General features: G+C 66.4%; 25 protein-coding genes and 2 tRNA genes. 18 read left to right on the top strand and 9 right to left on the bottom strand.

Translation table 11 applies throughout. The annotated features are described in order from the left end of the window. Nucleotides 1–268 precede the first annotated feature (268 nt). The 6 genes from dnaN to GLO27_RS11370 all read left to right on the top strand — a co-directional run bounded on the left by dnaN (nucleotide 269) and on the right by GLO27_RS11370 (nucleotide 8410). Nucleotides 269–1411: a DNA polymerase III subunit beta gene (gene dnaN, locus GLO27_RS11395; RefSeq protein ID WP_021201384.1), complete on the top strand. Its 1143-nt coding sequence runs from the start codon at nucleotides 269–271 to the stop codon at nucleotides 1409–1411. 76 nt (nucleotides 1412–1487) lie between these two features. Continuing rightward, entirely contained in the window at nucleotides 1488–2681 is a 1194-nt protein-coding gene (gene recF, locus GLO27_RS11390; RefSeq protein ID WP_167254967.1) for a DNA replication/repair protein RecF, read from the top strand. Beyond that, on the top strand, nucleotides 2674–3222 hold the full coding sequence (locus GLO27_RS11385) for a DciA family protein (RefSeq protein WP_200861077.1): 549 nt from the start codon (nucleotides 2674–2676) through the stop codon (nucleotides 3220–3222). The genes recF and GLO27_RS11385 overlap by 8 nt, the downstream gene beginning before the upstream one ends. 118 nt (nucleotides 3223–3340) lie before the next feature. Further along, nucleotides 3341–5410, top strand: coding sequence for a DNA topoisomerase (ATP-hydrolyzing) subunit B (gene gyrB, locus GLO27_RS11380; protein WP_021201381.1), 2070 nt, complete (start codon nucleotides 3341–3343; stop codon nucleotides 5408–5410). A gap of 43 nt (nucleotides 5411–5453) precedes the next feature. Beyond that, nucleotides 5454–8009: a DNA gyrase subunit A gene (gyrA, locus tag GLO27_RS11375; protein ID WP_021201380.1), complete on the top strand. Its 2556-nt coding sequence runs from the start codon at nucleotides 5454–5456 to the stop codon at nucleotides 8007–8009. Continuing rightward, nucleotides 8006–8410 (top strand): DUF3566 domain-containing protein, encoded by a 405-nt coding sequence (locus GLO27_RS11370; RefSeq protein WP_017829919.1) that lies wholly within the window; start codon nucleotides 8006–8008, stop codon nucleotides 8408–8410. The genes gyrA and GLO27_RS11370 overlap by 4 nt, the downstream gene beginning before the upstream one ends. 69 nt (nucleotides 8411–8479) lie before the next feature. Here GLO27_RS11370 and GLO27_RS11365 read toward each other — a convergent pair whose 3' ends face one another. Then, nucleotides 8480–9190: a VIT family protein gene (locus GLO27_RS11365; RefSeq protein ID WP_021201379.1), complete on the bottom strand. Its 711-nt coding sequence runs from the start codon at nucleotides 9188–9190 to the stop codon at nucleotides 8480–8482. Nucleotides 9191–9315: 125 nt separating this feature from the next. On the opposite strand from GLO27_RS11365, the gene GLO27_RS11360 reads away from it, so the two are divergent. The 6 genes from GLO27_RS11360 to GLO27_RS11335 all read left to right on the top strand — a co-directional run bounded on the left by GLO27_RS11360 (nucleotide 9316) and on the right by GLO27_RS11335 (nucleotide 13978). Continuing rightward, nucleotides 9316–10584: a histidine kinase gene (locus GLO27_RS11360; protein WP_167254965.1), complete on the top strand. Its 1269-nt coding sequence runs from the start codon at nucleotides 9316–9318 to the stop codon at nucleotides 10582–10584. Continuing rightward, nucleotides 10572–11261 (top strand): response regulator transcription factor, encoded by a 690-nt coding sequence (locus tag GLO27_RS11355; protein ID WP_029259469.1) that lies wholly within the window; start codon nucleotides 10572–10574, stop codon nucleotides 11259–11261. The genes GLO27_RS11360 and GLO27_RS11355 overlap by 13 nt, the downstream gene beginning before the upstream one ends. After that, nucleotides 11258–12214, top strand: a complete 957-nt coding sequence (locus tag GLO27_RS11350) for a hypothetical protein (RefSeq protein ID WP_029259470.1) — start codon at nucleotides 11258–11260, stop codon at nucleotides 12212–12214. The genes GLO27_RS11355 and GLO27_RS11350 overlap by 4 nt, the downstream gene beginning before the upstream one ends. An 85-nt stretch (nucleotides 12215–12299) precedes the next feature. Next, nucleotides 12300–12373 (top strand) — tRNA-Ile (locus GLO27_RS11345). Between the two features lie 26 nt (nucleotides 12374–12399). Next, nucleotides 12400–12472, top strand: a tRNA-Ala gene (locus GLO27_RS11340). A 252-nt stretch (nucleotides 12473–12724) separates the two neighbouring features. Then, a complete protein-coding gene (locus tag GLO27_RS11335; RefSeq protein ID WP_167254963.1) occupies nucleotides 12725–13978 on the top strand; it encodes a CDP-alcohol phosphatidyltransferase family protein in 1254 nt (417 codons plus the stop codon). A gap of 6 nt (nucleotides 13979–13984) precedes the next feature. Here the strand turns inward: GLO27_RS11335 and GLO27_RS11330 are convergent, their stop codons facing one another. The 4 genes from GLO27_RS11330 to GLO27_RS11315 all read right to left on the bottom strand — a co-directional run bounded on the left by GLO27_RS11330 (nucleotide 13985) and on the right by GLO27_RS11315 (nucleotide 16623). Continuing rightward, nucleotides 13985–14446, bottom strand: coding sequence for a GNAT family N-acetyltransferase (locus GLO27_RS11330; RefSeq protein ID WP_167254961.1), 462 nt, complete (start codon nucleotides 14444–14446; stop codon nucleotides 13985–13987). Nucleotides 14447–14476: 30 nt separating this feature from the next. Then, nucleotides 14477–14851 (bottom strand): HNH endonuclease signature motif containing protein, encoded by a 375-nt coding sequence (locus GLO27_RS11325; protein ID WP_021201373.1) that lies wholly within the window; start codon nucleotides 14849–14851, stop codon nucleotides 14477–14479. Nucleotides 14852–14886: 35 nt separating this feature from the next. Further along, nucleotides 14887–16011: a Xaa-Pro peptidase family protein gene (locus GLO27_RS11320; protein ID WP_292775886.1), complete on the bottom strand. Its 1125-nt coding sequence runs from the start codon at nucleotides 16009–16011 to the stop codon at nucleotides 14887–14889. A gap of 165 nt (nucleotides 16012–16176) precedes the next feature. Beyond that, nucleotides 16177–16623, bottom strand: coding sequence for a hypothetical protein (locus tag GLO27_RS11315; protein ID WP_021201371.1), 447 nt, complete (start codon nucleotides 16621–16623; stop codon nucleotides 16177–16179). A gap of 137 nt (nucleotides 16624–16760) precedes the next feature. Between GLO27_RS11315 and GLO27_RS11310 the strand changes: the two genes are divergently transcribed. After that, nucleotides 16761–17183: an NUDIX hydrolase gene (locus tag GLO27_RS11310; RefSeq protein WP_021201370.1), complete on the top strand. Its 423-nt coding sequence runs from the start codon at nucleotides 16761–16763 to the stop codon at nucleotides 17181–17183. A 24-nt stretch (nucleotides 17184–17207) separates the two neighbouring features. Here the strand turns inward: GLO27_RS11310 and GLO27_RS11305 are convergent, their stop codons facing one another. Both GLO27_RS11305 and GLO27_RS11300 read right to left on the bottom strand, forming a co-directional pair. Then, nucleotides 17208–17663, bottom strand: coding sequence for a YbaK/EbsC family protein (locus GLO27_RS11305; RefSeq protein ID WP_029259474.1), 456 nt, complete (start codon nucleotides 17661–17663; stop codon nucleotides 17208–17210). A 56-nt stretch (nucleotides 17664–17719) separates the two neighbouring features. After that, entirely contained in the window at nucleotides 17720–18220 is a 501-nt protein-coding gene (locus GLO27_RS11300) for a hypothetical protein (RefSeq protein ID WP_029259475.1), read from the bottom strand. 147 nt (nucleotides 18221–18367) lie between these two features. Between GLO27_RS11300 and GLO27_RS11295 the strand changes: the two genes are divergently transcribed. Then, on the top strand, nucleotides 18368–18925 hold the full coding sequence (locus GLO27_RS11295; protein WP_021201367.1) for a peptidylprolyl isomerase: 558 nt from the start codon (nucleotides 18368–18370) through the stop codon (nucleotides 18923–18925). A gap of 21 nt (nucleotides 18926–18946) precedes the next feature. Continuing rightward, entirely contained in the window at nucleotides 18947–19846 is a 900-nt protein-coding gene (locus GLO27_RS11290; protein WP_167254959.1) for a rhomboid family intramembrane serine protease, read from the top strand. Between the two features lie 210 nt (nucleotides 19847–20056). On the opposite strand, the gene GLO27_RS11285 is transcribed toward GLO27_RS11290, so the two are convergent. After that, complete coding sequence (locus GLO27_RS11285; protein WP_021201365.1) at nucleotides 20057–20296, bottom strand: cell division protein CrgA; 240 nt, start codon at nucleotides 20294–20296, stop codon at nucleotides 20057–20059. A gap of 113 nt (nucleotides 20297–20409) precedes the next feature. Between GLO27_RS11285 and GLO27_RS11280 the strand changes: the two genes are divergently transcribed. From GLO27_RS11280 to GLO27_RS11270, 3 genes are read left to right on the top strand one after another with little or no spacing between them, the layout of a single operon-like run. After that, nucleotides 20410–21204: a class E sortase gene (locus tag GLO27_RS11280; protein ID WP_029259477.1), complete on the top strand. Its 795-nt coding sequence runs from the start codon at nucleotides 20410–20412 to the stop codon at nucleotides 21202–21204. Between the two features lie 28 nt (nucleotides 21205–21232). After that, a complete protein-coding gene (locus tag GLO27_RS11275) occupies nucleotides 21233–21388 on the top strand; it encodes a hypothetical protein (RefSeq protein WP_021201363.1) in 156 nt (51 codons plus the stop codon). Continuing rightward, nucleotides 21385–22017, top strand: a complete 633-nt coding sequence (locus GLO27_RS11270) for an aminodeoxychorismate/anthranilate synthase component II (RefSeq protein ID WP_167254957.1) — start codon at nucleotides 21385–21387, stop codon at nucleotides 22015–22017. Before GLO27_RS11275 ends, GLO27_RS11270 begins: the two co-directional genes overlap by 4 nt. Nucleotides 22018–22050: 33 nt before the next feature. Here GLO27_RS11270 and pknB read toward each other — a convergent pair whose 3' ends face one another. Then, nucleotides 22051–23739, bottom strand: a complete 1689-nt coding sequence (gene pknB / locus GLO27_RS11265; protein ID WP_167254955.1) for a Stk1 family PASTA domain-containing Ser/Thr kinase — start codon at nucleotides 23737–23739, stop codon at nucleotides 22051–22053. Nucleotides 23740–23747 lie beyond the last annotated feature (8 nt).

The raw sequence follows: 23747 nt of genomic DNA, 5'->3' as shown, positions 1-23747 counted from the left end.
CCTCAGGGTTTCCACAACTGACAACTGTGTAGTTCCCTACTCGCCACTGCTATCCACCGAGTTATCCACAGTATCCACAGCTGTTAACACCGTTAAGGAGTTAAGTCATTCAAGGCGCGATCCGATCACCAGACGGTGGGGACAACCGGTCGACCGAATGACAGGAACCTCGGCGTAGGGATACGCCGGACTGTGGGGCTAGCATGGGAAGCCCTGCACCGGCAGGGCCGACGACAACGCGTCACAGTTCGACGACAAGGGAGCACCCGTGAGGTTTCAGGTCAACCGCGATGTCTTCAGCGAGGCTGTCTCGTTCGTCGTCAAGCTTCTGCCGCAGCGCAATCCTCAGCCGATCCTCGCCGGCGTCCTGATCGAAGCCGATGGTTCCGGTCTGACGCTCTCGGCATTCGACTACGAGGCTTCCGCCCGCACCACCATCGAGGCGACGGTCGAGACCCCGGGAACGATCCTGGTGCACGGCCGGCTCCTCTCGGACATCGCCAGCCGACTTCCGAACGCTCCGATCGAGATCGCCGTCGAGGAAGACGGGGGCATCGCGGTCACCTGCGGCTCCGCACGATTCACCCTCGCAGCCATGCCCGTCGAGGAATACCCCTCGATCCCCGAGGTGACCGGTTCGTCCGGTGTGGTCCCGGCCGACGACTTCGGCACGGCGATCGCCCAGGTCGGATTCGCCGCGTCGCGTGACGACGTGACTCCTGTGCTCACGGGTGTGCAGCTCGAGGTCTCGGGACACACGCTGAGCCTCGTCGCGACCGACCGTTACCGCGTCTCGCTGCGGGATGTGCCGTGGGACGGCGAGGCCGTCGAAGCCACCGCCCTGGTCCCTGCCCGCACTCTGCTCGAGGTCGGCAAGACCTTCGGACACGCCGGCACGATCCAGGTGGCGTTCTCCGGAGCGGGCGACCGAGAGATCATCGCCTTCACCGCGGGCAACAAGACCGTCACTTCTCTCCTGATCAAGGGCAACTTCCCGCCTGTACGCCGACTGTTCCCCGAGCAGACCGACCACTACGCGGTCGTGAACACCGCAGACCTCGTCGAGGCTGTTCGCCGAGTCTCACTCGTGCTCGATCGTGCTGCTCCCCTGCGTTTCACGTTCTCGAACGACAGCGTGACGATGGACGCCTCCGGCGGAGACCACGCACGTGCATCCGAGTCGGTCGACGCGATCCTCTCCGGCGGCGATGAGGTCACGCTGGGCCTGAACCCGCAGTACCTGATCGAGGCTCTCGGCGCCGTCAAGAGCGAGTTCGTGCGCGTCACGTTCACGTCGAGCGACAACGCCAACAAGCTGAGCCCCGTGCTCATCACGAGCCAGACCTCGGTCGACCAGGCGGGTCTCGACTCGTTCAAGTACCTGCTTCAGCCGAACCTCCTCCTGCGCTGATCTTCTCCGCTTCCTCCATACCCGGAACGTTCCCCGGGAAATACGGACTGTCAGACCCCGAAGGTAGGCTGACTCCGTGATTGTGGAGCACCTGAGTCTGGTCGATTTCCGCAATTACGCGACCGCTGAACTCACCCTCCACCGCGGACCCAACGTGCTTGTCGGGCGCAACGGTCAGGGAAAGACGAATCTGGCCGAAGCCGTGGTGTTCCTCGCCACGCTCGGTTCGCACCGGGTGTCATCTGATGCGCCGATGGTCCGCGATGGCCAGGAGTTCGCGGTGATCCGTGCCCGACTGTCGCACGGAGAGCGTCGCGTGCTCGCCGAGATCCAGGTGAACAGGCAGGGATCGAACAAGGCTCGCATCAACGGATCGCCGTCGAAGCCGAACGAACTCCCCCGCTACGCGCACGTCGTGCTGTTCGCTCCGGAAGACCTGCAGATCGTGAGGGGGGACCCCTCAGCTCGGCGCCGCTTCACGGATCAGCTCCTCATCCAGCGCACGCCGAGGCTCGCAGCTGTGCTCGCCGACTACGACCGCGTCCTGAAGCAGCGCAATGCGCTGCTGAAGTCGGCGCGTGCTCGCGGCGTTCGCGGCGAAGGTCTGAGCACTCTGGACGTCTGGGACGACAAGCTGGTCTCCCTCGGATCGGAGATCATCACCGCCCGTCAGCGCCTGGCGGCGGATCTGCAGCAGCCCGTGGCCGATGCCTACGAGGCGATCGCCGGTGCAGATCATCGTCCCCAGCTGGAATGGGCGCTCTCGGTGGGCGGCGGAGACCCCGAAGAGGGGGAAGAGGGATCGGAAGGTGCCGAGACGGGGCCGTCCGCAGACAGACTCACCGATCCGATTCGTATCGCCGAGGTGTTCCGCGCATCCCTTGCGGCGAAGCGATCGAAAGAACTCGATCGCGGACTGACCCTCACCGGGCCGCACCGAGACGACCTGGTGCTGCGGGTCCGCGACCTCCCGGTCAAGGGATACGCCTCCCACGGGGAATCGTGGTCGGTGGCTCTCGCCCTGCGGCTCGCGTCGGCCGAGCTGCTCCGCAGCGAATCTCCCGCCGGCGATCCGGTGCTCATCCTCGACGACGTCTTCGCAGAACTCGACGCCGATCGGCGTCAGCGGTTGGCGGCCTTGACCGCCGGTTATGAGCAAGTGGTGGTCACGGCAGCGGTGGAGGAGGATATCCCCGAGGTGCTGCATGCCCACGTGGTACGGATCAGCGCCGGAACCATCAGCGACGAGCGGGAGGCGACGGATGACTGACGCGGCACGCCATCCGTCCGCTTCGAGCCCCTCGGCACCGACTCCGGACACTCCCCCTCCGGTGGCCGATGTTCCCGAGACGATCGGCACCTATCTGCGGCTGCGCGGGCTGCAGCCGAGTTCCAAGAGCTGGAAACGCAAGCGACGCATCGCGACCGACGACGACAACGCACCCTTCACGCCCGGGCGAGACCCCGGCGCGCTCGGTGCGGTGCTCGACAAGCTGAGTCGTGACTCCGGCTGGCAGATCACCCTCGCCCGAGAAGATCTCGTGCGCCAATGGGCTGATCTCGCAGGCGCAGACACCGCGAAGCACTCCGAACCCGTCTCCCTGGAGCGCGGCCTGCTCACCGTGAAGTGCGACTCGACCGCGTGGGCGAAGAACCTGCAGTTCATGCGGGCGACGATTCTCACCGAGATCGGCCGACGGTATCCCGATGCGGGCGTCGAGAACCTCCGCTTCATCGGACCGGACGTTCCCTCGTGGAAATGGGGTCCCAGAGCCGTTCCAGGACGGGGCCCGCGCGATACCTACGGGTAGGGCACCACGCGAGGGGGTCGAAAGGCTCAGAGGCCCACACACGGCCGTTGAGCGGCATTTCCCGATGAAACTCCGCTAGAATGGGAGTTCGTGATATCGATGTGGAGAATGCCCTCTGATGACGCCTGAATCCCCTGCTGACGAGACGGAATCGAACACCGGGGGAACCCCCGCAACCGAGGGCACCATCGCACCCAAGGCGAAGCAGCCGGGTGAGTACGGTGCGGATTCGATCCAGATCCTCGAAGGCCTCGAAGCCGTGCGCAAGCGCCCCGGCATGTACATCGGGTCCACCGGGCCTCGAGGACTCCACCACCTGGTCTACGAGATCGTCGACAACTCCGTCGATGAGGCACTGGCCGGTTACGCCGACACGATCTTCGTGACGATGCTCGCGGATGGCGGTGTGCGCGTCGTCGACAACGGTCGCGGCATCCCGGTCGACCCGCACTCGTCGGACCCCAACAAGTCGACGGTCGAGGTCGTGCTCACCATCCTGCACGCCGGTGGAAAGTTCGGCGGTGGTGCCTACGCCGTCTCCGGTGGTCTGCACGGTGTCGGCTCCTCCGTCGTGAACGCGCTGTCGACGCGCTTCGACGTCGAGGTCAAGCAGAAGGGCTTCGTCTGGCGGCACAGCTTCGCCGACGGCGGTATCCCCCAGCAGAAGCTCGAGAAGGGCGAAGCGACCGAAGAGACCGGAACGAGCATCACGTTCTGGCCGGACGCCTCGATCTTCACCGAGACGATCGAGTTCGAGTACGACACCCTCCGCACGCGGTTCCAGCAGATGGCATTCCTCAACAAGGGCCTTCGCATCGAGCTGCGCGACGAGCGGGAGTCCTCCGCCTACGAGGTGGAGGAAGACGGGGCCACCGTCACCAAGCAGCCCGGCGACGTGTTCTTCTACGAACGGGGTCTCGTCGACTACGTCGAATACCTCAACAAGGTGCGTCACGCCGAAGTCGTCAACGACGAGATCATCGCGTTCGAATCGGAGGACACCGAGCGCAAGATCTCGCTCGAGGTCGCGATGCAGTGGACCACGTCGTACACCGAGAACGTCTTCACCTATGCGAACACGATCAACACCCACGAGGGTGGAACGCATGAGGAGGGCTTCCGCGCGGCGCTGACCACCCTGGTCAACAAGTACGCCCGCGCGAACAACCTGCTCAAGGAGAAGGACGACAACCTCTCCGGCGACGACGTGCGCGAGGGCCTGACGGCGGTCATCTCGATCAAGCTCGGCGAACCGCAGTTCGAGGGCCAGACGAAGACCAAGCTCGGCAACACCGAGGCGAAGGCTTTCGTTCAGAAGGTCGTCGGCGATCAGCTCGGGGACTGGTTCGAGCGCAACCCGAACCAGGCGAAGAACGTCATCCGCAAGGCGATCGACGCCGCGACCGCTCGCCTCGCCGCCCGCAAGGCGCGCGAGACCGCCCGCCGCAAGAGCGTCTTCGAGTCGGCCGCCATGCCGGACAAGCTCAAGGACTGCACGAGCAAGGACCCGTCCATCAGCGAGATCTTCCTGGTGGAGGGTGACTCGGCCGGTGGCTCCGCGGTGCAGGGTCGCGACCCGCACACGCAGGCGATCCTGGCGCTGCGAGGGAAGATCCTCAACGTCGAGCGTGCGCGTCTCGACAAGGCCCTGGGCAACAAGGAAGTCCAGGCGATGATCCAGGCCTTCGGCACGGGCATCGGCGAAGAGTTCGACATCGAGAAGGCGCGCTATCACAAGATCGTGCTGATGGCCGATGCCGACGTCGATGGCCAGCACATCACGACGCTGCTGCTGACGCTGCTCTTCCGCTACATGCGCGGTCTGATCGAGGCCGGCTTTGTGTACCTCGCGATGCCGCCGCTGTACCGCCTGAAGTGGTCCAACTCCGCGCACGAGTACGTGTTCAGCGACGCCGAGCGCGATGCCCTGCTCAAGCACGGCATCGACAACGGCAAGCGGATCCCGAAGGACGCCGGCATCCAGCGGTACAAGGGTCTCGGTGAGATGAACCCGAAGGAGCTGTGGGAGACGACGATGGATCACACCACGCGCACCCTGCAGCAGATCACCATCGAGGATGCGGCCGCGGCCGACGAGATCTTCAGCGTGCTGATGGGCGAGGACGTCGAGTCCCGACGCAGCTTCATCCAGCGCAACGCCAAGGACGTCCGCTTCCTCGACATCTGATGCTCGCGGGCTCAGACCAGATGTGTGACAGAGAGATTGATTCATGACTGACGAAGAACGCACCGAGCCGGAACACGATCACGGCAAGATCGATCAGGTCGACCTGCAGTCGGAGATGCAGCGCAGCTACCTCGACTACGCGATGGCCGTCATCGTGGGGCGCGCGCTCCCCGACGTGCGCGACGGGCTCAAGCCCGTGCACCGCCGCGTGATCTACGGCATGTACGACGGCGGCTTCCGCCCCGACAAGTCGTTCTCGAAGTGCGCCCGTGTGGTGGGCGAGGTCATGGGCCAGTACCACCCGCACGGCGACTCGGCGATCTACGACGCCCTCGTGCGACTGGTGCAGCCGTGGTCGCTGCGGTATCCGCTGGCTCTCGGCCAGGGCAACTTCGGGTCCCCGGGCAACATGGGCGCGGCAGCCCCGCGATACACCGAGACCAAGATGGCCCCGCTCGCGCTCGAGATGGTGCGCGACATCGAAGAAGACACCGTCGACTTCACCGACAACTACGACGGCCAGACGCAGGAGCCGACGGTCCTCCCGGCCCGCTTCCCGAACCTGCTCGTCAACGGCTCGGTCGGTATCGCGGTCGGCATGGCCACGAACATCCCCCCGCACAACCTGCGCGAGGTGTCCGATGCGGCGCTCTGGGCACTCGACAACCCCGGCATCTCCCGTGAGGAGCTGCTCGAAGGTCTTATCCAGCGCGTTCCCGGTCCCGACTTCCCGACCGGTGCGCAGATCCTCGGCACCAAGGGCATCCACGAGGCGTACCGCACGGGTCGCGGCTCGATCACGATGCGCGCGGTCGTCAACGTCGAGGAGATCCAGGGCCGCACCTGCCTCGTCATCACCGAGCTGCCGTACCAGGTGAACCCCGACAACGTGGCGGTGAAGATCGGCGACCTCGCCCGTGACGGCAAGATCACCGGTATCGCCGACATCCGCGATGAGTCCTCGGACCGCACGGGTCAGCGTCTGGTCGTCGTGCTCAAGCGCGACGCGGTCGCGAAGGTCGTGCTGAACAACCTCTACAAGCACACGCAGCTGCAGGAGAACTTCGGCGCGAACATGCTCGCGATCGTCGACGGCGTGCCGCGCACCCTCGCGATCGACGGTTTCATCACGCACTGGATCTCCCACCAGATCGACGTGATCGTCCGCCGCACCGAGTTCCGTCTGCGCGAGGCCGAGAAGCGCATGCACATCCTGCGCGGATATCTGAAGGCGCTCGACGCCCTCGACGAGGTCATCGCGCTCATCCGCCGCTCGCAGACCACGGCGGATGCGAACGAGGGACTCCAGAAGCTCCTCGACATCGACGAGATCCAGGCCGACGCGATCCTGCAGATGCAGCTGCGCCGTCTTGCGGCTCTCGAGCGTCAGAAGATCATCGATCAGGCGAACGAGCTCGAAGCGCAGATCACCGATTACAAGGCGATCCTGGCCGACGAGGGTCGTCAGCGCACGATCATCCGCGAAGAACTGACGGGCATCGTCGACCGCTTCGGCGACGAGCGTCGCACGCACATCCTGCACGGCTTCGACGGTGATGTCTCGATGGAAGACCTCATCGCCGAAGAGGAGATGGTCGTCACCGTCACGCGCGAGGGGTACATCAAGCGCACGCGCAGCGACAACTACCGTTCTCAGCACCGTGGCGGCAAGGGCGTCAAGGGTGCGCAGTTGCGCGCGAACGACATCGTCGAGCACTTCTTCGTGACGACCACGCACCACTGGCTGCTGTTCTTCACCGACAAGGGGCGCGTCTACCGCGCGAAGACCTACGAGGTGCCCGAGGCCGGACGCGACGCGAAGGGCATGCACGTCGCGAACCTGCTCGCCCTGCAGCCGGACGAGAACATCGCCCAGGTGCTCGACATCCGCGACTACCAGGTGGCCGACTACCTGGTGCTGGCGACCCGTGAGGGCCTCGTCAAGAAGACGCGACTCGAGGCGTATGACACCAACCGCCAGGGCGGCGTCATCGCGATCCGTCTGAACGACGAGGACGAGCTCGTCAGCGCATTGCTCGTGAACGCCGAGGACGACATCCTCCTCATCAGCCGCCGCGGCATGTCGGTGCGCTTCGAGGCGACCGATGAGGCCCTGCGGCCGATGGGTCGGGCGACGGCCGGTGTCCGCGGCATGAAGTTCAAGATCGACGAGGACTGCCTGCTCTCGGCATCCGTCGCAGCGCCGGGCAAGTTCGTCTTCGTCGTGACCGACGGAGGCTACGCGAAGCGCACCGCGGTGGAGGAGTATCGGGTGCAGGGACGCGGCGGAACAGGCATCAAGGTCGCCAAGCTCAACGACGATCGGGGCACTCTCGCGGGTGGTCTGATCGTCTCCGAGGACGACGAGGTCTTGGTGGTTCTCTCCAGCGGCAAGGTGGTACGCTCTGCCGTGGCCGAGGTCCCCGCCAAGGGTCGAGACACCATGGGAGTGGTGTTCGCCCGTACGACGGAGGCCGATCGCATCCTCGCCATCGCCCGTAACGGTGAGCGTGGCCTCGCCGAAGACGAGGCGGATGCGGAGGATGCCGAGACCCAGGCCCCCGAGACGACACCGACCCCCGAGGATACAGACGCATGAGCACAGTGGCCGACAAGCTGGCGAAGAAGTCGACCCGCAAGACGAGCGGCAAGCAGGTACGCCTCCGACTGGTCTACGTGGACTTCTGGTCGGCCGTGAAGCTCTCGTTCCTCGGAGCGGTGGCCCTCGCGGTCGTCACGATGGTCTCGTTCTTCCTCATCTTCCTGGTCTTCCAGGCGACGGGGATCATGACCACGGCGGAGAGCTTCCTGCTCGGCATCACCGACAACACGTTCGTGCTCTCCGAGGTCGTCGGACTTCCGCAGGTGATGGCGTTCGCGGCGGTTGTCGCGATCCTGAACCTCATCGTCTTCACGGTGCTCGGCGCCGTCGTCGCGGGAATCTACAACCTCGCAGTGAAGGTCACGGGCGGACTGCTCGTCGGCTTCATGTCGAACTGATCCTCGGAACGTTTCACGAAGGGCGGGTGCTTCGGCATCCGCCCTTCGCTGTTTCTCTTCGCGCTTTCTCTAGACGACGCCCGTCGTGCCGAGAAGCGTGCCGATGAGCCAGGTCGCCGCCAGGGCGAGCCCACCACCGATCACCAGTCGGACCGATGCTCGCACGGGCGCCGAACCTCCGATCTTCGCGGACAGTGTTCCCGTGACGGCCAGGGCGAGGAGGACGGCGACGAAGGTCACCGGAACCCGCCACTCCGGCGGCGGAAGGAGGATGGCGAGCAAGGGCAATAGCGCGCCGAGGGTGAAAGCGATCGCCGACGACATCGCCGCATGCCAGGGATTGACGAGGTCGTCCTGGTCGATGCCGAGTTCGACCTCCAGGTGCGCGGCGAGGGCATCGTGCGCGGTGAGCTCTTCGGCCACCTGTCGCGCCGTCTCGTCCGAGAGCCCCCTCTCGCGATAGAGCTGCGTGAGTTCGTCGAGCTCCACAGCGGGCATCGTGCGCAGTTCCTCGCGCTCTTTCGCGATGAGGGCGCGTTCGCTGTCTCGCTGACTGCTCACCGAGACGTACTCCCCGAGGGCCATGGAGATCGCTCCGCCGACCAGGCCGGCGATACCCGCCGTGAGGAGCGCCGCGTTGTCGGTCGTGGCACCGGCGACCCCGACCACGAGGGAGGCGACCGAGACGATGCCGTCGTTCGCTCCGAGAACTCCCGCACGCAGCCAGTTCAGTCGCTGACCGAGACCGGCACCGTGTGGTTCACCTTCATGCGCTGTCATGCCCCCAGTGAAGCAGACGGTGGCCGGAGAAGGAGGAAGTCCGCGACGGGCATTACGGAAAACCCGAAGTCGAGTGTCCGGTTGACTCGGTATCGAGCCCATCCGGCCCGCCGTACCTTGGAACCATGACCACTCAGACTGCGACTCCGACTCCCGCAACGGCGGTGAAGCCGCCGTTGCGCATCTTCCTCACGATCCTGCATCTGGCAGGTGTCGGCATCCTCGGTGGTGCCATCTTCGGCATGCTCGGCGGGCTCCTCGGCACGGGCCTCGGACTTCTCTTCGCCGCCGGTATCGGGCTCATCATGCTGGTGGGACTGGTCTACGCGCTCTACGGTGTGGGCTGGTTCGAGGTCGCTCGTGTCGGTGCGCTGTACCGCACGCCGATCGCACCGCTGCGTCTGCAGCCGCGCGACCGTCCCGGCTTCGTCGGTTGGTTGCGAGCTCTCGGGCGCCAGGCCATCGACGGGCGCATGTGGCGCGCGGTCGCGAACTTCGCCATCTCTGCGCTTCTCGGCTGGCTGGTGCTCCGCCTGTTCTGGGGTCTGGTGTGGTCGATCATCATCTCGTTCGCTCCCCTCACCGCGGCGGATTCGGTCATAGGACCGTTCGGTGGCGGAGGCATCCCCGTCGCATGGGCGCCGCTGATCGGCATCTTGGGAATCGCGGCCTGCGTCGTCGGGACGATCGGCTTGGCGCTGCTGCACCGCACGCTCTCGCTCGCGATCGTGATCCGCAGCAAGGAGACCGAGCTCACCGAGCGCGTGCGCACCTCGACCGCGCAGCGGGAGGGCGCCGTGCGCGCCGCCGACGTGGAGCGCACCCGCATCGAGCGCGACCTGCACGACGGTGTCCAGCCCCGACTCGTGTCGGTCGGCATGACGCTCGGCCTCGCGCAGCAGAAGATCGACAACGATCCCGAGGCCGCGAAGGAGCTCATCAACGAGGCGCACACCTCGACCAAGGCGGCCATCACCGAGCTGCGTCAGCTGGCTCGGGGCATCCACGCCTCGGTGCTCGATGACAGAGGCCTCGACGCTGCACTGTCGGCACTCGCTGGACGCTCGCACATCCCCGTGCACCTGGATGTGCGCATGGACGGGCGGTGCAGTCGCGAGGCCGAGGCTGCCGTGTACTTCTCGATCGCCGAGTCGCTGACCAACGCGGCGAAGCACTCGAGAGCCAGCGAAGCCCGCGTGATCGTGCGGCTTCGAGAGGGCAACACGCTCTGGGCACGCGTCGAGGACAACGGCATCGGCGGCGCTCAGGTGCAGCCCGGCGGCGGGCTCGACGGCATCGCGAATCGCATCCTGGCCGCAGGGGGAACCTTCCGCCTCGACAGTCCCCAGGGCGGGCCGACGAGCCTGGAGGTGAACGTACCGTGCGCATCCTGATCTGCGAGGACTCGGTCCTCCTGCGCGAGGGCCTGGTCCGTCTGCTCGAAGACGCCGGCCATGAGGTGGTCGCCGCCCTCCCCGACATCGAGGGTCTCGACCAGGCCGTCGCCACCACGACCCCCGACCTGTGCATCCTGGACGTGCGTCTCCCCCCGACGTTCACCGATGAAGGCATCCGGGCCGCTCTCGGTCTGCGCTCGACGCATCCGTCTCTCGCGATCCTGGTGCTCTCGCAGTACGTCGAAGAGCGGTATGCGTCGGATCTGATCGCGGCGCAGGGTGGGCCCCTCGGCTACCTGCTCAAGGATCGGGTCGCCGACGTCTCCGAGTTCCTCGCCTCGGTGCAGCGGATCTCCGAGGGCGCCACCGTGCTCGACCCCGAGGTCGTCGCCCAGCTGCTGACCCGCCGCAACCGCGACGATCGAATGCTGCGGCTCACGGAACGCGAGCGCACCGTGCTCGCACTGATCGCCGAGGGCAAGTCGAACCAGGCGATCGCGGGGCTGCTGTTCCTCTCCGAGGCGAGTGTCGAGAAACACATCACCTCCATCTTCCAGAAGCTGGGCTTCGAGCAGGACGAGGCGGGAAACCGTCGTGTGCTCGCCGCCCTCGCGCACATCGAGAACACCGGCGGCCCGACGCCGCCGACCGGCCAGACAGGAGTGGCACGATGACCACCGACAACAACGGCACCCCGGGCGAGCACGCCCCACTCACCCCGCCGCCGCCCTCCCCGCCCCAAGGAACGGCCCCGCAGGCGGGTCCGTCCTCTCCTGCCGCGCCTTCTACAGGCGCGTCCACTCCTTCCGCGCCGACCAACGGGCGCACCCCAGGGGCGACCGCGGTCATGGTGGTGACCGCGGTGGTCGGGGGGATCGCGCTTCTCGGGGCCGGCGGCACGGCTGCTGCCGCGGCGGCCGGGACCATCGTGTCGTCGAGTCGTCCGGACTCCGTGCAGAGCGTGGACGTCGACGGGCTGGACAGCATCGACCTCGCCGCTGATGCCAGCAGCATGCGGGTCGAGTTCGGCGACGTCGACGAGGCCACACTCGCCATCACGAACGGGCGCGGTACACCGTGGACGTTCGAGCGCGATGGCGACGAGCTGGTCGTCCGGAGTCCACAAGGAGTCTTCGGGTGGTGGCTCGGCGGCTGGTTCGGTGATGAGGAGATCGCCGTGCTCACGCTCCCGGAAAGTCTTCGCGACGCAGGACTCGACGCCGACCTGAACCTCGATGCGGGCAGCCTCGACGTGAACGGCGACTTCGGTGTGCTCGACGTCAGCGTCAACGCCGGAGCGCTCGACGTCGAAGGGGCCGCGAAGGAACTCGATGTGCAGATGAGCGCCGGCCGCGCCGACATCCTCCTCGACGGCGTCTCCCAGGCGGACCTCGGCGTCTCCGCCGGCGATCTCACGGTCGAGCTCACGGGTACTCCCCCGACCCGGACGGCGATCGACGTGAGCGCCGGCACCCTCGATCTGACCGTTCCCGACGTGGAGTACGCGATCTCTCAGGAGATCAGCGCGGGCACGCTGAATGCCGAGGTCGACGAGGCTTCGAGCGCGCGGAGGACGATCGAGGTCTCGCTGTCGGCCGGCACCGCGACCATCCGACCGGGCCGCTGAACACGCTCGAGGGGGAGGACACTCCCGGGTGCTCCCCCTCGATTCGGATTTTCCGTATTTCTCCGGTAAAGTCTTGGAGGTTGACGGGGCTATAGCTCAGGCGGTTAGAGCGCTTCACTGATAATGAAGAGGTCCCAGGTTCAAGTCCTGGTAGCCCCACTCCTTAACTCAAGAAAATCCCTCACGGGGCCTTAGCTCAGTTGGTAGAGCGCCTGCTTTGCAAGCAGGATGTCAGGAGTTCGAATCTCCTAGGCTCCACAGGATCGAGAAGCCCCCGGCCCCCGGCCGGGGGCTTCTTCTGTTGAGGCGGGTGTCGACCCATCGCGTCTGCCTGGTTGTGCATCTCCGCCCACGGGGGGACGCGAATCGTCCCGGTGGACGACGCGAGGGAGTGAATACTTCACGTAGCGTGTTACCCATGTAGAGCTTGCCTCGTGCTGAGCTGCTTCAGATCAATGTCGCCCCCGCACATGGCAGGGCCGGCTCCAGCTCGCAAGACTCAGGAGACACATGGACATCCTCGAATGGGTGAGGACGACCGCATCAGCCCTTCCCGACCCTCTGGTCTGGGCCCTCGGCGGATTGTTCGCCTTCCTCGAGAACGGCTTGGGCCTCGGCTTCTTCCTGCCCGGTGAGACGATCGTCGTCTTCCTCTCCGCTTCGCTCTCCGACGTCTGGGCGGTGGTGGTGATGTTCCTCGTGGTCGTCGTCGCGGGAAGCGCGGGAGACCACGTCGGCTATCTCCTCGGGCGACACTTCGGCGTCGGGATGCGTGACCTCAAACTGGTCAAGCGACTCGGGATCGATCGATGGGATCGGGCCGTCGAGATCCTCCACCGGCGCGGTGCGATCGCCGTCTTCCTCACACGACTCGTCCCTGTCGTTCGCACGTTGACCCCGGCTGCTGCGGGCGTTGCGAAGGTGAGGTACCCGTCGTTCCTGCTCGCCTCGCTCGCCGGAGCAGCGACCTGGGCTGCGATCTACGTCAGCGTCGGGTTCCTGTTGAGGGCATCCCTCGACGCCGTCACCAAGGCGCTGGGACCGATCAGCAACGTGCTGCTCCTCGTCGTGGTCGCCGGCGTCGTCGTCTTCTTCGCGGTGCGATTCATCCGCACCCGGTCGCTCGCACGCGCCGTCGATGCGACCGATGATGCTGCGCCCATCCAGCCCACCGTCGTCGACCGTCTCTTCCGTGAAGACGAATGGCGCACGTGGCCCAACCTCATCACCGGGATCCGCCTGCTCCTGCTGCCGGTGTTCCTCTGGCTGATCACCGCCAGGATGCTGTGGGCCGCGCTGGTCGTCATCGGCCTGGTCTTCCTGACGGATTGGCTCGACGGTTGGCTCGCGCGGCGGACGAACAGCGTCTCCGCCCTCGGCACCTGGCTCGATCCGGTCGCCGACCGGATCACGGTGGTCGTCACGGCCGTCGCCTTCACGCTCGGGCATCTCATCCCGTGGGAGACGCTCGTGCTGCTGCTCATCCCCGACGTCCTGCTCGGATCGGCCGCCCTGCTCTTCTTCCGAGGAAACCCGGCAGTCCCGGTCACGATGGTCGGGAAGGTCCGGACGGCTCTGATCTTCGTCGGACTCCTCGGCGTCCTCCTCGGCAGTGCGCTGAGTGAGTCGGGTCTGGAGTCGCTGAGCTGGATCGTCGGGATGTCGTTCCTGCTGTTCCTGATCGGGATCGTCGGTCACTACATCGCGGCGTCCCAGTACGCCCGTGCCATGATCACGCAGAAACTGAGTGTGCGCGAAGGCTGAGGCTCCTCAGACCTCGGTGCGCGTCTCGAGGTCGATCTCGTAGTGGATCATCCCCGAGCGGGTGGCGAGGCGGTCGTACAGTCCGCGCGCGGTGGTGTTCGTCTCGGCCGTGAGCCAGTAGACCTTCGCCGCGCCCTGCTGCTCAGCCCATGCGCGGACGTGCGCGATCAGAGCCCGGCCGACCCCGCCACCGCGCACGCCGGGTGCGACGAACAGGTCTTCGAGGTAGCAGTAGTCCGTCGTCGCCCACGTCGAGGGGTGCGTCAACCAGTGGACGATCCCCACTGCGGTGCCGCTCTCGTCGCGGGCGAGCGCGCCATGGACGCCGGAATCGGCGTCGATGAGGCGTTCGAAGGTGGCATCGGTGGTCGAGGGGTCGAGGGCTTCCTCATAGAAGGACAGATAGCCGCTCCACAGGTCGTCCCACTCGGCACGGTCCTGGGTCGTGATCGGTGCGATCGTCGTCATGACTTGAGAGTAACGAAGTGGTGCGGAGGTTCACTCGACGGGTCGAAGGCTCCGCAGGATCGTGGCGTGACGAACCAGGAAGGTGCGTTCGTCGAGCTTCTTGCGCCGCAGCCAGCCGGTGACCTCGTCGTTGTGCTTGCTCGCGTTGCACGAGGCGCACGCCGGGACGACGTTCTCGAGCGTGTAGCGGCCGCCGCGCGACACGGGTTGGATGCAGTCGCGTTGCAGGGCGGCACCGTCCCCACCGCAGTACGCGCACCCGCCCCAGGCATCCATCAAGTCGTACCACTGCTCGTCGGTGAGGTCGTTGTCGACGCGGGCGAGCCGGTTCTGTCGGCGCTTGGCATAGCGGGCACGGGTCGCCGGCGACGCGGTGGCGGAAGAGACCTTGCGGCGGCGGCGCATGGGCCGATGCTATCGCGGTGAGCGCTCGACGCGCCTCAGCCCTGGGCCACCGAGGTCAGCTCATGTGGCGCGAGATTCAACCGCTCGCCGCCGACCGCGGTCACGACCACGATGTCCTCGATGCGGGCACCCCAGGAGCCGGCGAAATAGATACCCGGCTCGATGCTGAATGCCATGCCCTCGCGAAGCACCAGGTCGTTGCCCGGAGCGATGTACGGCTCCTCGTGCACCGAGACGCCGATGCCATGGCCGGTGCGGTGCAGGAACGCCTCACCCAGCCCGGCGTCGGCGAGAATGTTTCGCGCCGCAGCATCCACCTCCGCCGCCGTGGCGCCAGGACGCACGGCGTCCACTGCTGCCTGCTGAGCGCGTACGAGCACCGCGATGCGCTCGGCGGCAGCGGGGTCGGGAGTGCCGACGACGTAGGTCCTGGTGCTGTCGGAGTTGTAGCCGCTCGGCACTGCCCCTCCGATGTCGACCACCACGATGTCGCCGTCCTCGATCACGCGGTCCGAGACCTCGTGGTGCGGATCGGCGCCGTTCGGGCCGGATCCTACGATGACGAACTCCACCGTGCGGTGTCCTTCGGCGACGATGGCATCGGCGATGTCGGCGGCGACCGCGCGCTCGGTGCGTCCGGCCCGAAGCCACTCGTGCACGCGGCGGTGCACCGCATCGATCGCCTCTCCGGCGCGGCGAAGCTCGGTGATCTCCTCGGCGTCCTTGACCATGCGGCCCTCGCGGAGCACGGGCGTCGCGAGTTCGAGACGCACACCCAGTCGCTCACCGATCGGGATCACGTGCAGGGCGGGGAGGGCATCGGAGACGCCGACGCGCGATACGGTGCCGACGGATGCGGTGACCAGTGCGTACGGGTCTTCGCCGTCGACCCAGTCCGCGACGGCGAGTGCGAGCTCTCCGACCGCCGTGGTGCGCACCTTCGCGAGCTCCATCCGCGGGACGACGATCGTCGGCGCGACGTCGGGGCCGATGACCAGCGCAGTGAGTCGTTCGATGGTGTCGCCTTCGACGCCCACCAGATACTGCAGATCGGGACCCGGGCCCACGATGATGGCGTCGAGCCCGGCCTCGGCGGCGAGGGATGCGGCACGGCTGAGGCGGGCGGCGTACACGGAAGCGGGGAAGGGCAATGTGCTCACGGGCTCCACGCTACTGCGCGGGTGCTCGCAGGGCATCCGATTCGCGATTCGATCCATTTCGCGCGCACGGTCGGGGCTGTGCGACTCGCCCCGGTCGCAATGCCGCAGATCATCGACGGCTGAACGGAGGGGCGCGGTCGTTCAGCCGCTCCCCCTCCGCGGTGGTCAGCTGATGGCGACGCGGATGCGCTCGGCGAGGAACTCCAGATCGGCCTTCGTGAGGTCGGTCACCGCGTAGGCAGTAGGCCAGACGGTGCCGTCGTCGAGGTTCGAGATGGGCTCGAACCCGAACGTGCCGTAGCGCACCTTGAATTTACTGGCCGGCTGGAAGAAGCAGAGCACCTTGCCGTCGCGGCCCCATGCCGGCATTCCGTAGTAGGTGCGCGGTACGAGCTCCGGGGCGACCTCCGAGACCAGGGCGTGCAGCTTCTTCGACAGCGCCTGGTCTTCGGGAGTGAGCTTCTCGATCGCCTCCTTGATGTCGGCCTCTCCCGCCGCTCGAAGCTCTTCCGGGGACTTCTTCGCGCGGGAGCGCCGGGTGCGGGCCTCCTTCGCGGCGGCCTGCATGGCCTCGCGTTCCTCAGCGCTGAAGTTCTTCTCTTTCTCGGCCATGATCGGTCCTCTCGACGTGCGTCCGGTGTGCAGATCACACTACGGACGCCGTGTGGCGATGCGCTTCTCGATTCATGATCGATCTCGGCAGGACGCACGGTCATCGACTGTCGTCGCCGACGGATAGTGTGTGATCCATGGACCTGCGTGTGGCGGCGTACGCGGTCGTCACCGATGACGACGGGCGGTTGCTGCTGGCGCGCTGGACCGAGGGTCGCCGGGTGGCATGGACGATGCCGGGCGGCGGACTCGAAGCGGGAGAGTCTCCGGAGGATGCCGTGCGTCGTGAGCTGCGCGAGGAGACCGGTTACACGGTCAAGGTCGGTGAACTCCTCGGCATCCACTCGCGGGTGATCCCCGCCGGTCGACGCGTGCAGAAGGCTGCAGATCCGCTGCATACCCTGCGGATCCTGTATCGGGCCGAGGTTACGGGCGGCAAACTGCGCTTCGAGACCGGCGGCTCGACCGACATGGCGGAGTGGTTCCCCCTGAAGGCGGTTGCCGAGCTGCAGCGCGTCAAGCTGGTCGACATCGCCTTGCGGATGGCTGGCATCCTCTGACAGGAGCTGCGCCGCCGCCCGGGATCAGCGCTCTTCGGGGACGGAGATGTCGGCGACGGTGGCGCCGTAGGCCGCGAGCAGGTCGTCGGCGTCGACGAACAGGCTGTATCCGTGGGCTCCTGCGCCCATGGCGATGCGCTGACCGACGATCGACTCGTCGGCGTAGATCGGCCAGTCCGTGGTGCTGCCGATCGGCACGATGGTTCCGCGTTCGTAACCGGTGGCCGCGAGCGCCAATTCGGGCTCCGGCAATCGCAACTTGTTCACCCCGACCAGCGCGCGCAGCTTCGGCCAGGAGATCGAGCGGCCGCCGGGTACCAGGGCGAACAGGAAGGTGTCATCGGACCGCTTCACCACGAGGGTCTTCACGATGCCCGACGGAGGGATGCCGAGGAGCTCGGCCGCCTCGAACAGGCTGCCGGCGGCGGGACGTTCACGGATCTCGATGTCGAGCCCTCGAGCGGCCGCCGCGTCCCGCACCCGTGCATGCTGATCGCCTCCGTCACCGGAGGCGACGGAGGCGGGATCAGACGGGGTCACGCGTCGGGTGCGGCGAGCGGGTCGTCCGCGACCCAGAGCTCATCGTCGGCGCGCAGAGTCTGCCACGCGGCGTAGAGCACACCGACGGCCGCAGCAGCGCCGAGGATGATCGCGATGACGGAGCCGAGGCCCGGTCCCGACTTCTGCGGCTTGGTCGCCTTGCGCACCTGCACGGCGACGCCGTGGCGCTTGGCGTTGGCGACGTCCCACGCGCTGAGTGCCGAACCGACAACTCCGCCCACGATCGGGACGAACTTGTCGTCGACGACGTGCTTGCCGATCTTCACGCCACGGTCGACGACCGGGGCGACACGGCGGTTGTACGTGTCCTGGATGACCGGCACGACCTGCTCACGATTGAGGTTGCCGAGCTGACGGCCGGCCTCACGGGCGACATCGGCGGCGTGACCGACGAGCACCTGCTGGTTCTCCCAGAGCTGGTTCGCGTCGTTCTGAAGACGACGCAGTTCCTTCTTCCGCTTGCGGCTGAGGCTCACGATGCTCTCCTGTCCATTGGAGTACGGGTTCCCCATCTTGCCACGAGAGGCTGGAAGCCGGGCGGGAATCGCCCGGCCCTTGCTTCTTCGCCTCATCAGGGGTAGACACCACGGCCAACTCACCGGAAGCTCTGCGAGAATGAGGACATGGCTCACGCTTCTCATGTCGCAACCCTGCACACCAACCACGGTGACATCGTCATCAACCTCTTCGGTGACCACGCCCCGAAGACGGTCAAGAACTTCGTCGGCCTCGCCGACGGCACCCAGGAGTGGACCGATCCCGCCACCGGCAAGCCCGGCGAGGGACCCCTCTACAAGGACGTCATCTTCCACCGCATCATCCCGAACTTCATGATCCAGGGCGGCGACCCGCTCGGACAGGGTGTCGGAGGCCCCGGCTACAACTTCGACGACGAGATCAACATGGAGCTCAACTTCAACGAGCCCTACATCCTCGCCATGGCCAACGCCGGTCTCCGCCGCAACGCCATCACCGGCAAGCCCGAGGGCACCAACGGTTCGCAGTTCTTCATCACCACCGACCCGACGCCGTGGCTGCAGGGCAAGCACACGATCTTCGGCGAGGTCGCCGATGACGCTTCCAAGGCCGTCGTCGACGCGATCGGCGCCGTGCAGACCGGTGCGGGCGACCGTCCCGTCGAGCCGGTCGTGCTGCAGTCGATCGACATCGTCGCGGCCTGACGACAGCTGCGGCCGATCCGGATGACCACGCCTGAGTTCACGAGCAATCGCGACAACTTCTGCTACCGGCATCCGGATCGGCAGAGCTTCGTGCTCTGCCAACGGTGCATGCGCACCATCTGCCCCGAGTGCCAGACGCAGGCGCCCGTCGGCGTCATCTGCCCGGAGTGCATGAACGCCGACCGCAAGAACCGCACCCCGGCCCAGAAGAAGGCGGCCCGTCGTTGGGGCGGCAGCGGTGGAGCGAGCATGGCGATGGCTCGCAGCGGCAAGCCGGTGGTGACCTACGCGCTGCTCGCGGTCACGTCGTTCATCGGACTGCTGCAGCTGATCCCTGGTATCGGCGAGCAGATCACCGGCCAACTGCTCTTCGCGGCGCCGTATCTGTATCCGAACCTGTCGCCGCTGCCCTTCGAGCCCTGGCGATTGCTGACCGCGATCTTCGCCCATGGCGGCTTCATCCACCTCGCGCTCAACATGCTGGCCCTGTGGATGCTCGGACAGAGCCTCGAGCCCATGCTCGGTCGCGTTCGCTTCCTCGCTCTCTACCTCATCAGTGGTCTCGGCGGCTCGGTCATGGTGGCGGTGCTCGCGCCGCTGACCTCGACCGTCGGTGCCTCCGGCGCGATCTTCGGCATGATGGCCGCTCTACTCATCGTCGGTCGACACCTCGGTGCCAACGTCACGGGTCTTCTCGTGATCCTCGGCATCAACTTCGTCTACGGCCTGGTATTCGGCGGCGGACGGATCTCCTGGCAGGCACATCTCGGCGGCCTGCTCATCGGAGCCCTGGTGGCGTTCATCTACGTCAAGACGAAGCGACGAGACCAGCGCACCCTGCAGATCGTGCTGCTCTCCGCTCTGGTCGTCTTGTTGGTCGTCGTGGTGGCGTTCGTGCCGCCGCTCATCCTTTTGTCCTGATCCAGAGTTGTTAACAGGGTTGTTAACCCCTGTGAATAACAACGGTGTAATTCTCCCCAGGCTGTGGAGAGGGCTGTGGATAACTTTCGCTCTGGGTGGCTTGTGGGGCGGGAACGGGGCCGTTCCCTTACGTGAGTCGTACTTCGCTGCTGACATGAGAAAGGCCCTCTCGCATGGCGAGAGGGCCTTTCTGGAAGAAGGAGTGAGGCGTCAGCGCCAGCGGGTGGTCATCAGGAATCCGATCAGCGCGATACCGAGTCCGATCGCCAGGTTCCAATTGGAGAGACCCGGGATCGGGTACTGCATGCCGGAGATGTAGAACACCAGGATCCAGGCGAGACCCAGGAGCATGAACCCGATCATCACCGGCTTGAACCACACGGCGTTGGGAGCGGCGTCGCCTTCAGCGCGCTCGACGGCGGGTTCTTCAGTCTTGCGGTCACGTGCCATTCCGTCATTGTACCCATGAGACCTGTCTCGGACGAGGTCGAGCAGGCCCTGGGACAGAGGGCGAGACGGTGACGCCACGGCATCCGCCCAGCGTTCCCGGATATGATCACCGCATGACTGCATCCGTCGCGCCTGGGGGGCGACGTCCGCGCCGGCAGCGACCACGCTCCCGTGCGACGTTCGCGAGCGTACTCGGCGAGCTCCTTCTGACGGCAGGCGTGGTCGTTCTCCTCTTCGTGGCCTGGCAGATGTGGATCGGCGACATCATCATCAGTGCACAGAAGAACGACGAGGGTGCCGCCGTCTCCCAAGCCCTCGCGCAGGCGGAGGCACCCGCGCTCCCCCCGGTCGTCGAGGGCGAAGACGGCACCTCCACCTACATACCACCCGTGCCCGCAGCCCCGGCCGACGCGCAGTGGTTCGGCCAGATGCACATCCCCCGTTTCGGAGCCGAGTACAACTTCGGGATCTTCGGGGGTACGAGCCGTGCGCGCACGCTCGATCAGCAGGGCATCGGAATCTACACGAACTCCAAGATGCCCGGCGAGGTCGGAAACTTCTCCCTGGCCGGGCACCGCACGACGTGGGGCAAGCCGTTCAACCAACTCGACAAGCTGCAGCTGAACGACGCGATCGTCGTCGAGACGCCCGACGGCTGGTACACCTACCGCTTCCGTACGCTCGAGTACGTGAAGCCCTCGCAGACCGATGTGCTCGCCGATGTGCCGCAGATGCCGGAGCAGCAGACCGGCGAGCAGTACATCACCCTCACCGCCTGCTCGCCTCTGTACTCGCTGGCGGAGCGCATCGTCGCCTACGGGGTGTTCGAGAGCTTCCAGCCGCGGGCCGAGGGACCGCCGACCGCGCTGACCGACCCGCCGCCCCCGCCGGCCGCACCATCCGTGTGATCGTGGACAGTCATAAGGGAGAAGACTGATGTACGCCGCACTCTGGCGCCTGCTGCCCGGACCGTGGTGGTTGCGTGTGCTCATCCTCGTGGTCGTCATCGCCGCCGTGCTCTATGGCCTTTTCTGGTACGTGTTCCCCTGGGTGAGCCCGATCATCGCCCCCGGTGAGGTCGACGTCGAATGACGCGAGTTCTCGTGGTCGACAACCACGACAGCTTCGTGCACACACTGGTCGGATACCTGAGCGAGCTCGGCGCGCACACGGTGATGATCGAATCCGATGCCACGGATGCGGCTCAGCTGGAGCGGATCCTTCCCGAGTACGACGCGTTGATGCTCTCTCCGGGCCCCGGTGCACCCGTCGACGCGGGGGCATCGCTCGACGCGGTGCGCATCGCCGCTCGCCTGCGGGTACCGACGCTCGGGGTGTGCCTCGGGCATCAGACGATCGGCGAGGCGTTCGGGGCTCCGGTCGCCGCAGCGCCCGAGCTCATGCACGGCATGGTCTCGGCGGTGACGCACGACGGCTCCGCGTTGTTCGCCGGGATCCCTTCGCCGTTCGACGCCGGGCGCTACCACTCCCTCGCGCTGGCGGCCTCCGATCTGCCCTCCGAAGTCGTCGTGACCGCCTGGACCGAGAACGGAACCGTGATGGCTCTGGCTCACCGCGATCAGCCCCTCTGGGGCGTGCAGTTCCATCCGGAGAGCGTGCTGACCGAGGGAGGCTACCGGCTCCTGGCGAACTGGCTGGAGCTGTGCGGCGACGAGAACGCCGTCGGGCGCGCTGAGGAACTTCACCCGCTGGCTCGCTGAACAGCGTCGGGCGGGGGCATACGCCCGAAGGTGCTATCCGGTGCAGAAGAAGATCTGGACCGAGGAGCCCACCGGAACGTCACCCGGTGCCACCGACATCGAGTGGACCGTGGTCGGCTCCGTCGCGGGGCACTCCGCGGTCTCCGTCGGCACAGCGACCAGACCGAGGTCCGTGAGGTTTGTCGTGGCGGCATCGACGGTCCAGCCGACGAGGTCGGTCAGCGTGACCTTGCCGCTGGCCACGACGAGATTGACGACGGTTCCCGGATCCAACTCCGCATCGGCCTTCTCGCTGGCGGAGATGACCGTGTTCGTCGCCAGGGCCTTGTCGTTGCGCTGGATGACGGTCCCGAGTTCGAGGCCGGTCGCCGTGAGGGCCTTCGTGGCATCGTCGAGGGCCATCCCCTCGATCTTCGGCATCACCACGGTCTCCTCGCCCTTGGAGACGTACAGGGTGATCGTGGAACCCTCTTCCACCGACACTCCCGCTTCGGGGTCGGTGCGGATCACGTTCCCCTCCGTCACCTCGGAGCTCGTCTCGATCACGATCTTCGATGAGAGGTCGAGTGCGGCGAGGTCGTCCTGTGCCCGTTCCGAAGACACGTTGACGAGGTTGGGGATGGTGCGCGACGTGCTCGACACCTCAGTGGGCCGCATGCTGATCGTGACGACCCAGAACAGCACGGAGGCCAACAACACGGCGAGCAGCGCCACGCCCGCCCAGATCCAGGCGACCGGAGGACCGGACTGGGTTCTGGTCATGGTCGTGTCCGTGCTCAACTGGCGAAGCGATCGCGCGGTCTCCTGCGCCTGCCGCGGGCTCGCCCCGTACAGCTCGCTGGTCAGCGCACCGAGCTCCTTGCGAGTCGGAGCGTTTCCCGTCATCGCGGAATCGAGCGCCGCGCGGAAGTGCGCGGCATCCGGATAGCGCTGGTACGGGTCCTTGGCGAGCGCGCGGAGCACGATCGGGTCGAGATTCCGCGGGGCGTCCTCGTTGACCTCGGTGGGAGGAACGGGAGTCTCGCTGACGTGCTGATAGGCGACCGCTACCGGCGACTCGCCACGGAACGGCTGCCGCCCCGTGAGCAGCTCGTACAGCACGACACCGGTGGAGTAGAGGTCGGCACGAGCATCGACGGGTTCGCCCTTCGCCTGCTCCGGTGAGAAGTAGGCGGCGGTCCCGATGATCTGGGTGGTCTCGGCGACGGTCGACGACGAGTCGGAGACGGCTCGGGCGATGCCGAAGTCCATCACCTTGACCTGACCCTTGTCGGTGACCATCACGTTGCCGGGCTTGATGTCGCGATGCACGACACCGGCGCGGTGCGAGTAGTCGAGCGCCTCGAGGATTCCGTCGACGTAGCGGACCGCATCGGTGGCCGGCACCGGGCCGGCGGCGATGATGTCCTTGAGGAGGGTGCCCTTGACGAGCTCCATCACGATGTACGGCGGCTCCGTGGAGCCGATCTCGCTCGTCGAAGGGTCGCCGGCGTCGAACACGCGGACGATCGACGGATGCGACATGCGCGACGCGGCCTGGGCCTCGAGGCGGAACCGGTTACGGAAGGTGGTGTCGCGCGCAAGGTCGGCATCGAGGATCTTGATCGCGACCTCGCGCCCGAGCGTCAGGTCGTACCCGCGGTACACCTTCGCCATTCCGCCATGCCCGATGAGCTCGTCGACGCGGTACCGACCCGCGATGACTTGTGGCTCTGTGGACACGGAAGACC

The sequence above is a fragment of the Microbacterium sp. Be9 genome (assembly GCF_011754135.1).
GTDB classification, from domain to species: domain Bacteria; phylum Actinomycetota; class Actinomycetes; order Actinomycetales; family Microbacteriaceae; genus Microbacterium; species Microbacterium maritypicum_A.
The sequence above is the reverse complement of the archived record's forward strand: the minus strand, read 5'-3'. Positions and strand labels throughout refer to the sequence as shown.

What these genes read in the sequence shown, in the direction of transcription:
- GLO27_RS11315 (WP_021201371.1), bottom strand. Translation starts at nt 16,623, where the DNA reads ATGGCCGAGAAAGAGAAGAACTTCAGCGCTGAGGAACGCGAGGCCATG.
- GLO27_RS11370 (WP_017829919.1), top strand. Translation starts at nt 8,006, where the DNA reads ATGAGCACAGTGGCCGACAAGCTGGCGAAGAAGTCGACCCGCAAGACG.
- GLO27_RS11325 (WP_021201373.1), bottom strand. Translation starts at nt 14,851, where the DNA reads ATGCGCCGCCGCCGCAAGGTCTCTTCCGCCACCGCGTCGCCGGCGACC.
- GLO27_RS11350 (WP_029259470.1), top strand. Translation starts at nt 11,258, where the DNA reads ATGACCACCGACAACAACGGCACCCCGGGCGAGCACGCCCCACTCACC.
- gyrB (WP_021201381.1), top strand. Translation starts at nt 3,341, where the DNA reads ATGACGCCTGAATCCCCTGCTGACGAGACGGAATCGAACACCGGGGGA.
- GLO27_RS11360 (WP_167254965.1), top strand. Translation starts at nt 9,316, where the DNA reads ATGACCACTCAGACTGCGACTCCGACTCCCGCAACGGCGGTGAAGCCG.
- GLO27_RS11385 (WP_200861077.1), top strand. Translation starts at nt 2,674, where the DNA reads ATGACTGACGCGGCACGCCATCCGTCCGCTTCGAGCCCCTCGGCACCG.
- gyrA (WP_021201380.1), top strand. Translation starts at nt 5,454, where the DNA reads ATGACTGACGAAGAACGCACCGAGCCGGAACACGATCACGGCAAGATC.
- GLO27_RS11310 (WP_021201370.1), top strand. Translation starts at nt 16,761, where the DNA reads ATGGACCTGCGTGTGGCGGCGTACGCGGTCGTCACCGATGACGACGGG.
- GLO27_RS11275 (WP_021201363.1), top strand. Translation starts at nt 21,233, where the DNA reads ATGTACGCCGCACTCTGGCGCCTGCTGCCCGGACCGTGGTGGTTGCGT.
- GLO27_RS11280 (WP_029259477.1), top strand. Translation starts at nt 20,410, where the DNA reads ATGACTGCATCCGTCGCGCCTGGGGGGCGACGTCCGCGCCGGCAGCGA.
- GLO27_RS11330 (WP_167254961.1), bottom strand. Translation starts at nt 14,446, where the DNA reads ATGACGACGATCGCACCGATCACGACCCAGGACCGTGCCGAGTGGGAC.
- GLO27_RS11335 (WP_167254963.1), top strand. Translation starts at nt 12,725, where the DNA reads ATGGACATCCTCGAATGGGTGAGGACGACCGCATCAGCCCTTCCCGAC.
- GLO27_RS11295 (WP_021201367.1), top strand. Translation starts at nt 18,368, where the DNA reads ATGGCTCACGCTTCTCATGTCGCAACCCTGCACACCAACCACGGTGAC.
- GLO27_RS11290 (WP_167254959.1), top strand. Translation starts at nt 18,947, where the DNA reads ATGACCACGCCTGAGTTCACGAGCAATCGCGACAACTTCTGCTACCGG.
- GLO27_RS11365 (WP_021201379.1), bottom strand. Translation starts at nt 9,190, where the DNA reads ATGACAGCGCATGAAGGTGAACCACACGGTGCCGGTCTCGGTCAGCGA.
- GLO27_RS11270 (WP_167254957.1), top strand. Translation starts at nt 21,385, where the DNA reads ATGACGCGAGTTCTCGTGGTCGACAACCACGACAGCTTCGTGCACACA.
- GLO27_RS11285 (WP_021201365.1), bottom strand. Translation starts at nt 20,296, where the DNA reads ATGGCACGTGACCGCAAGACTGAAGAACCCGCCGTCGAGCGCGCTGAA.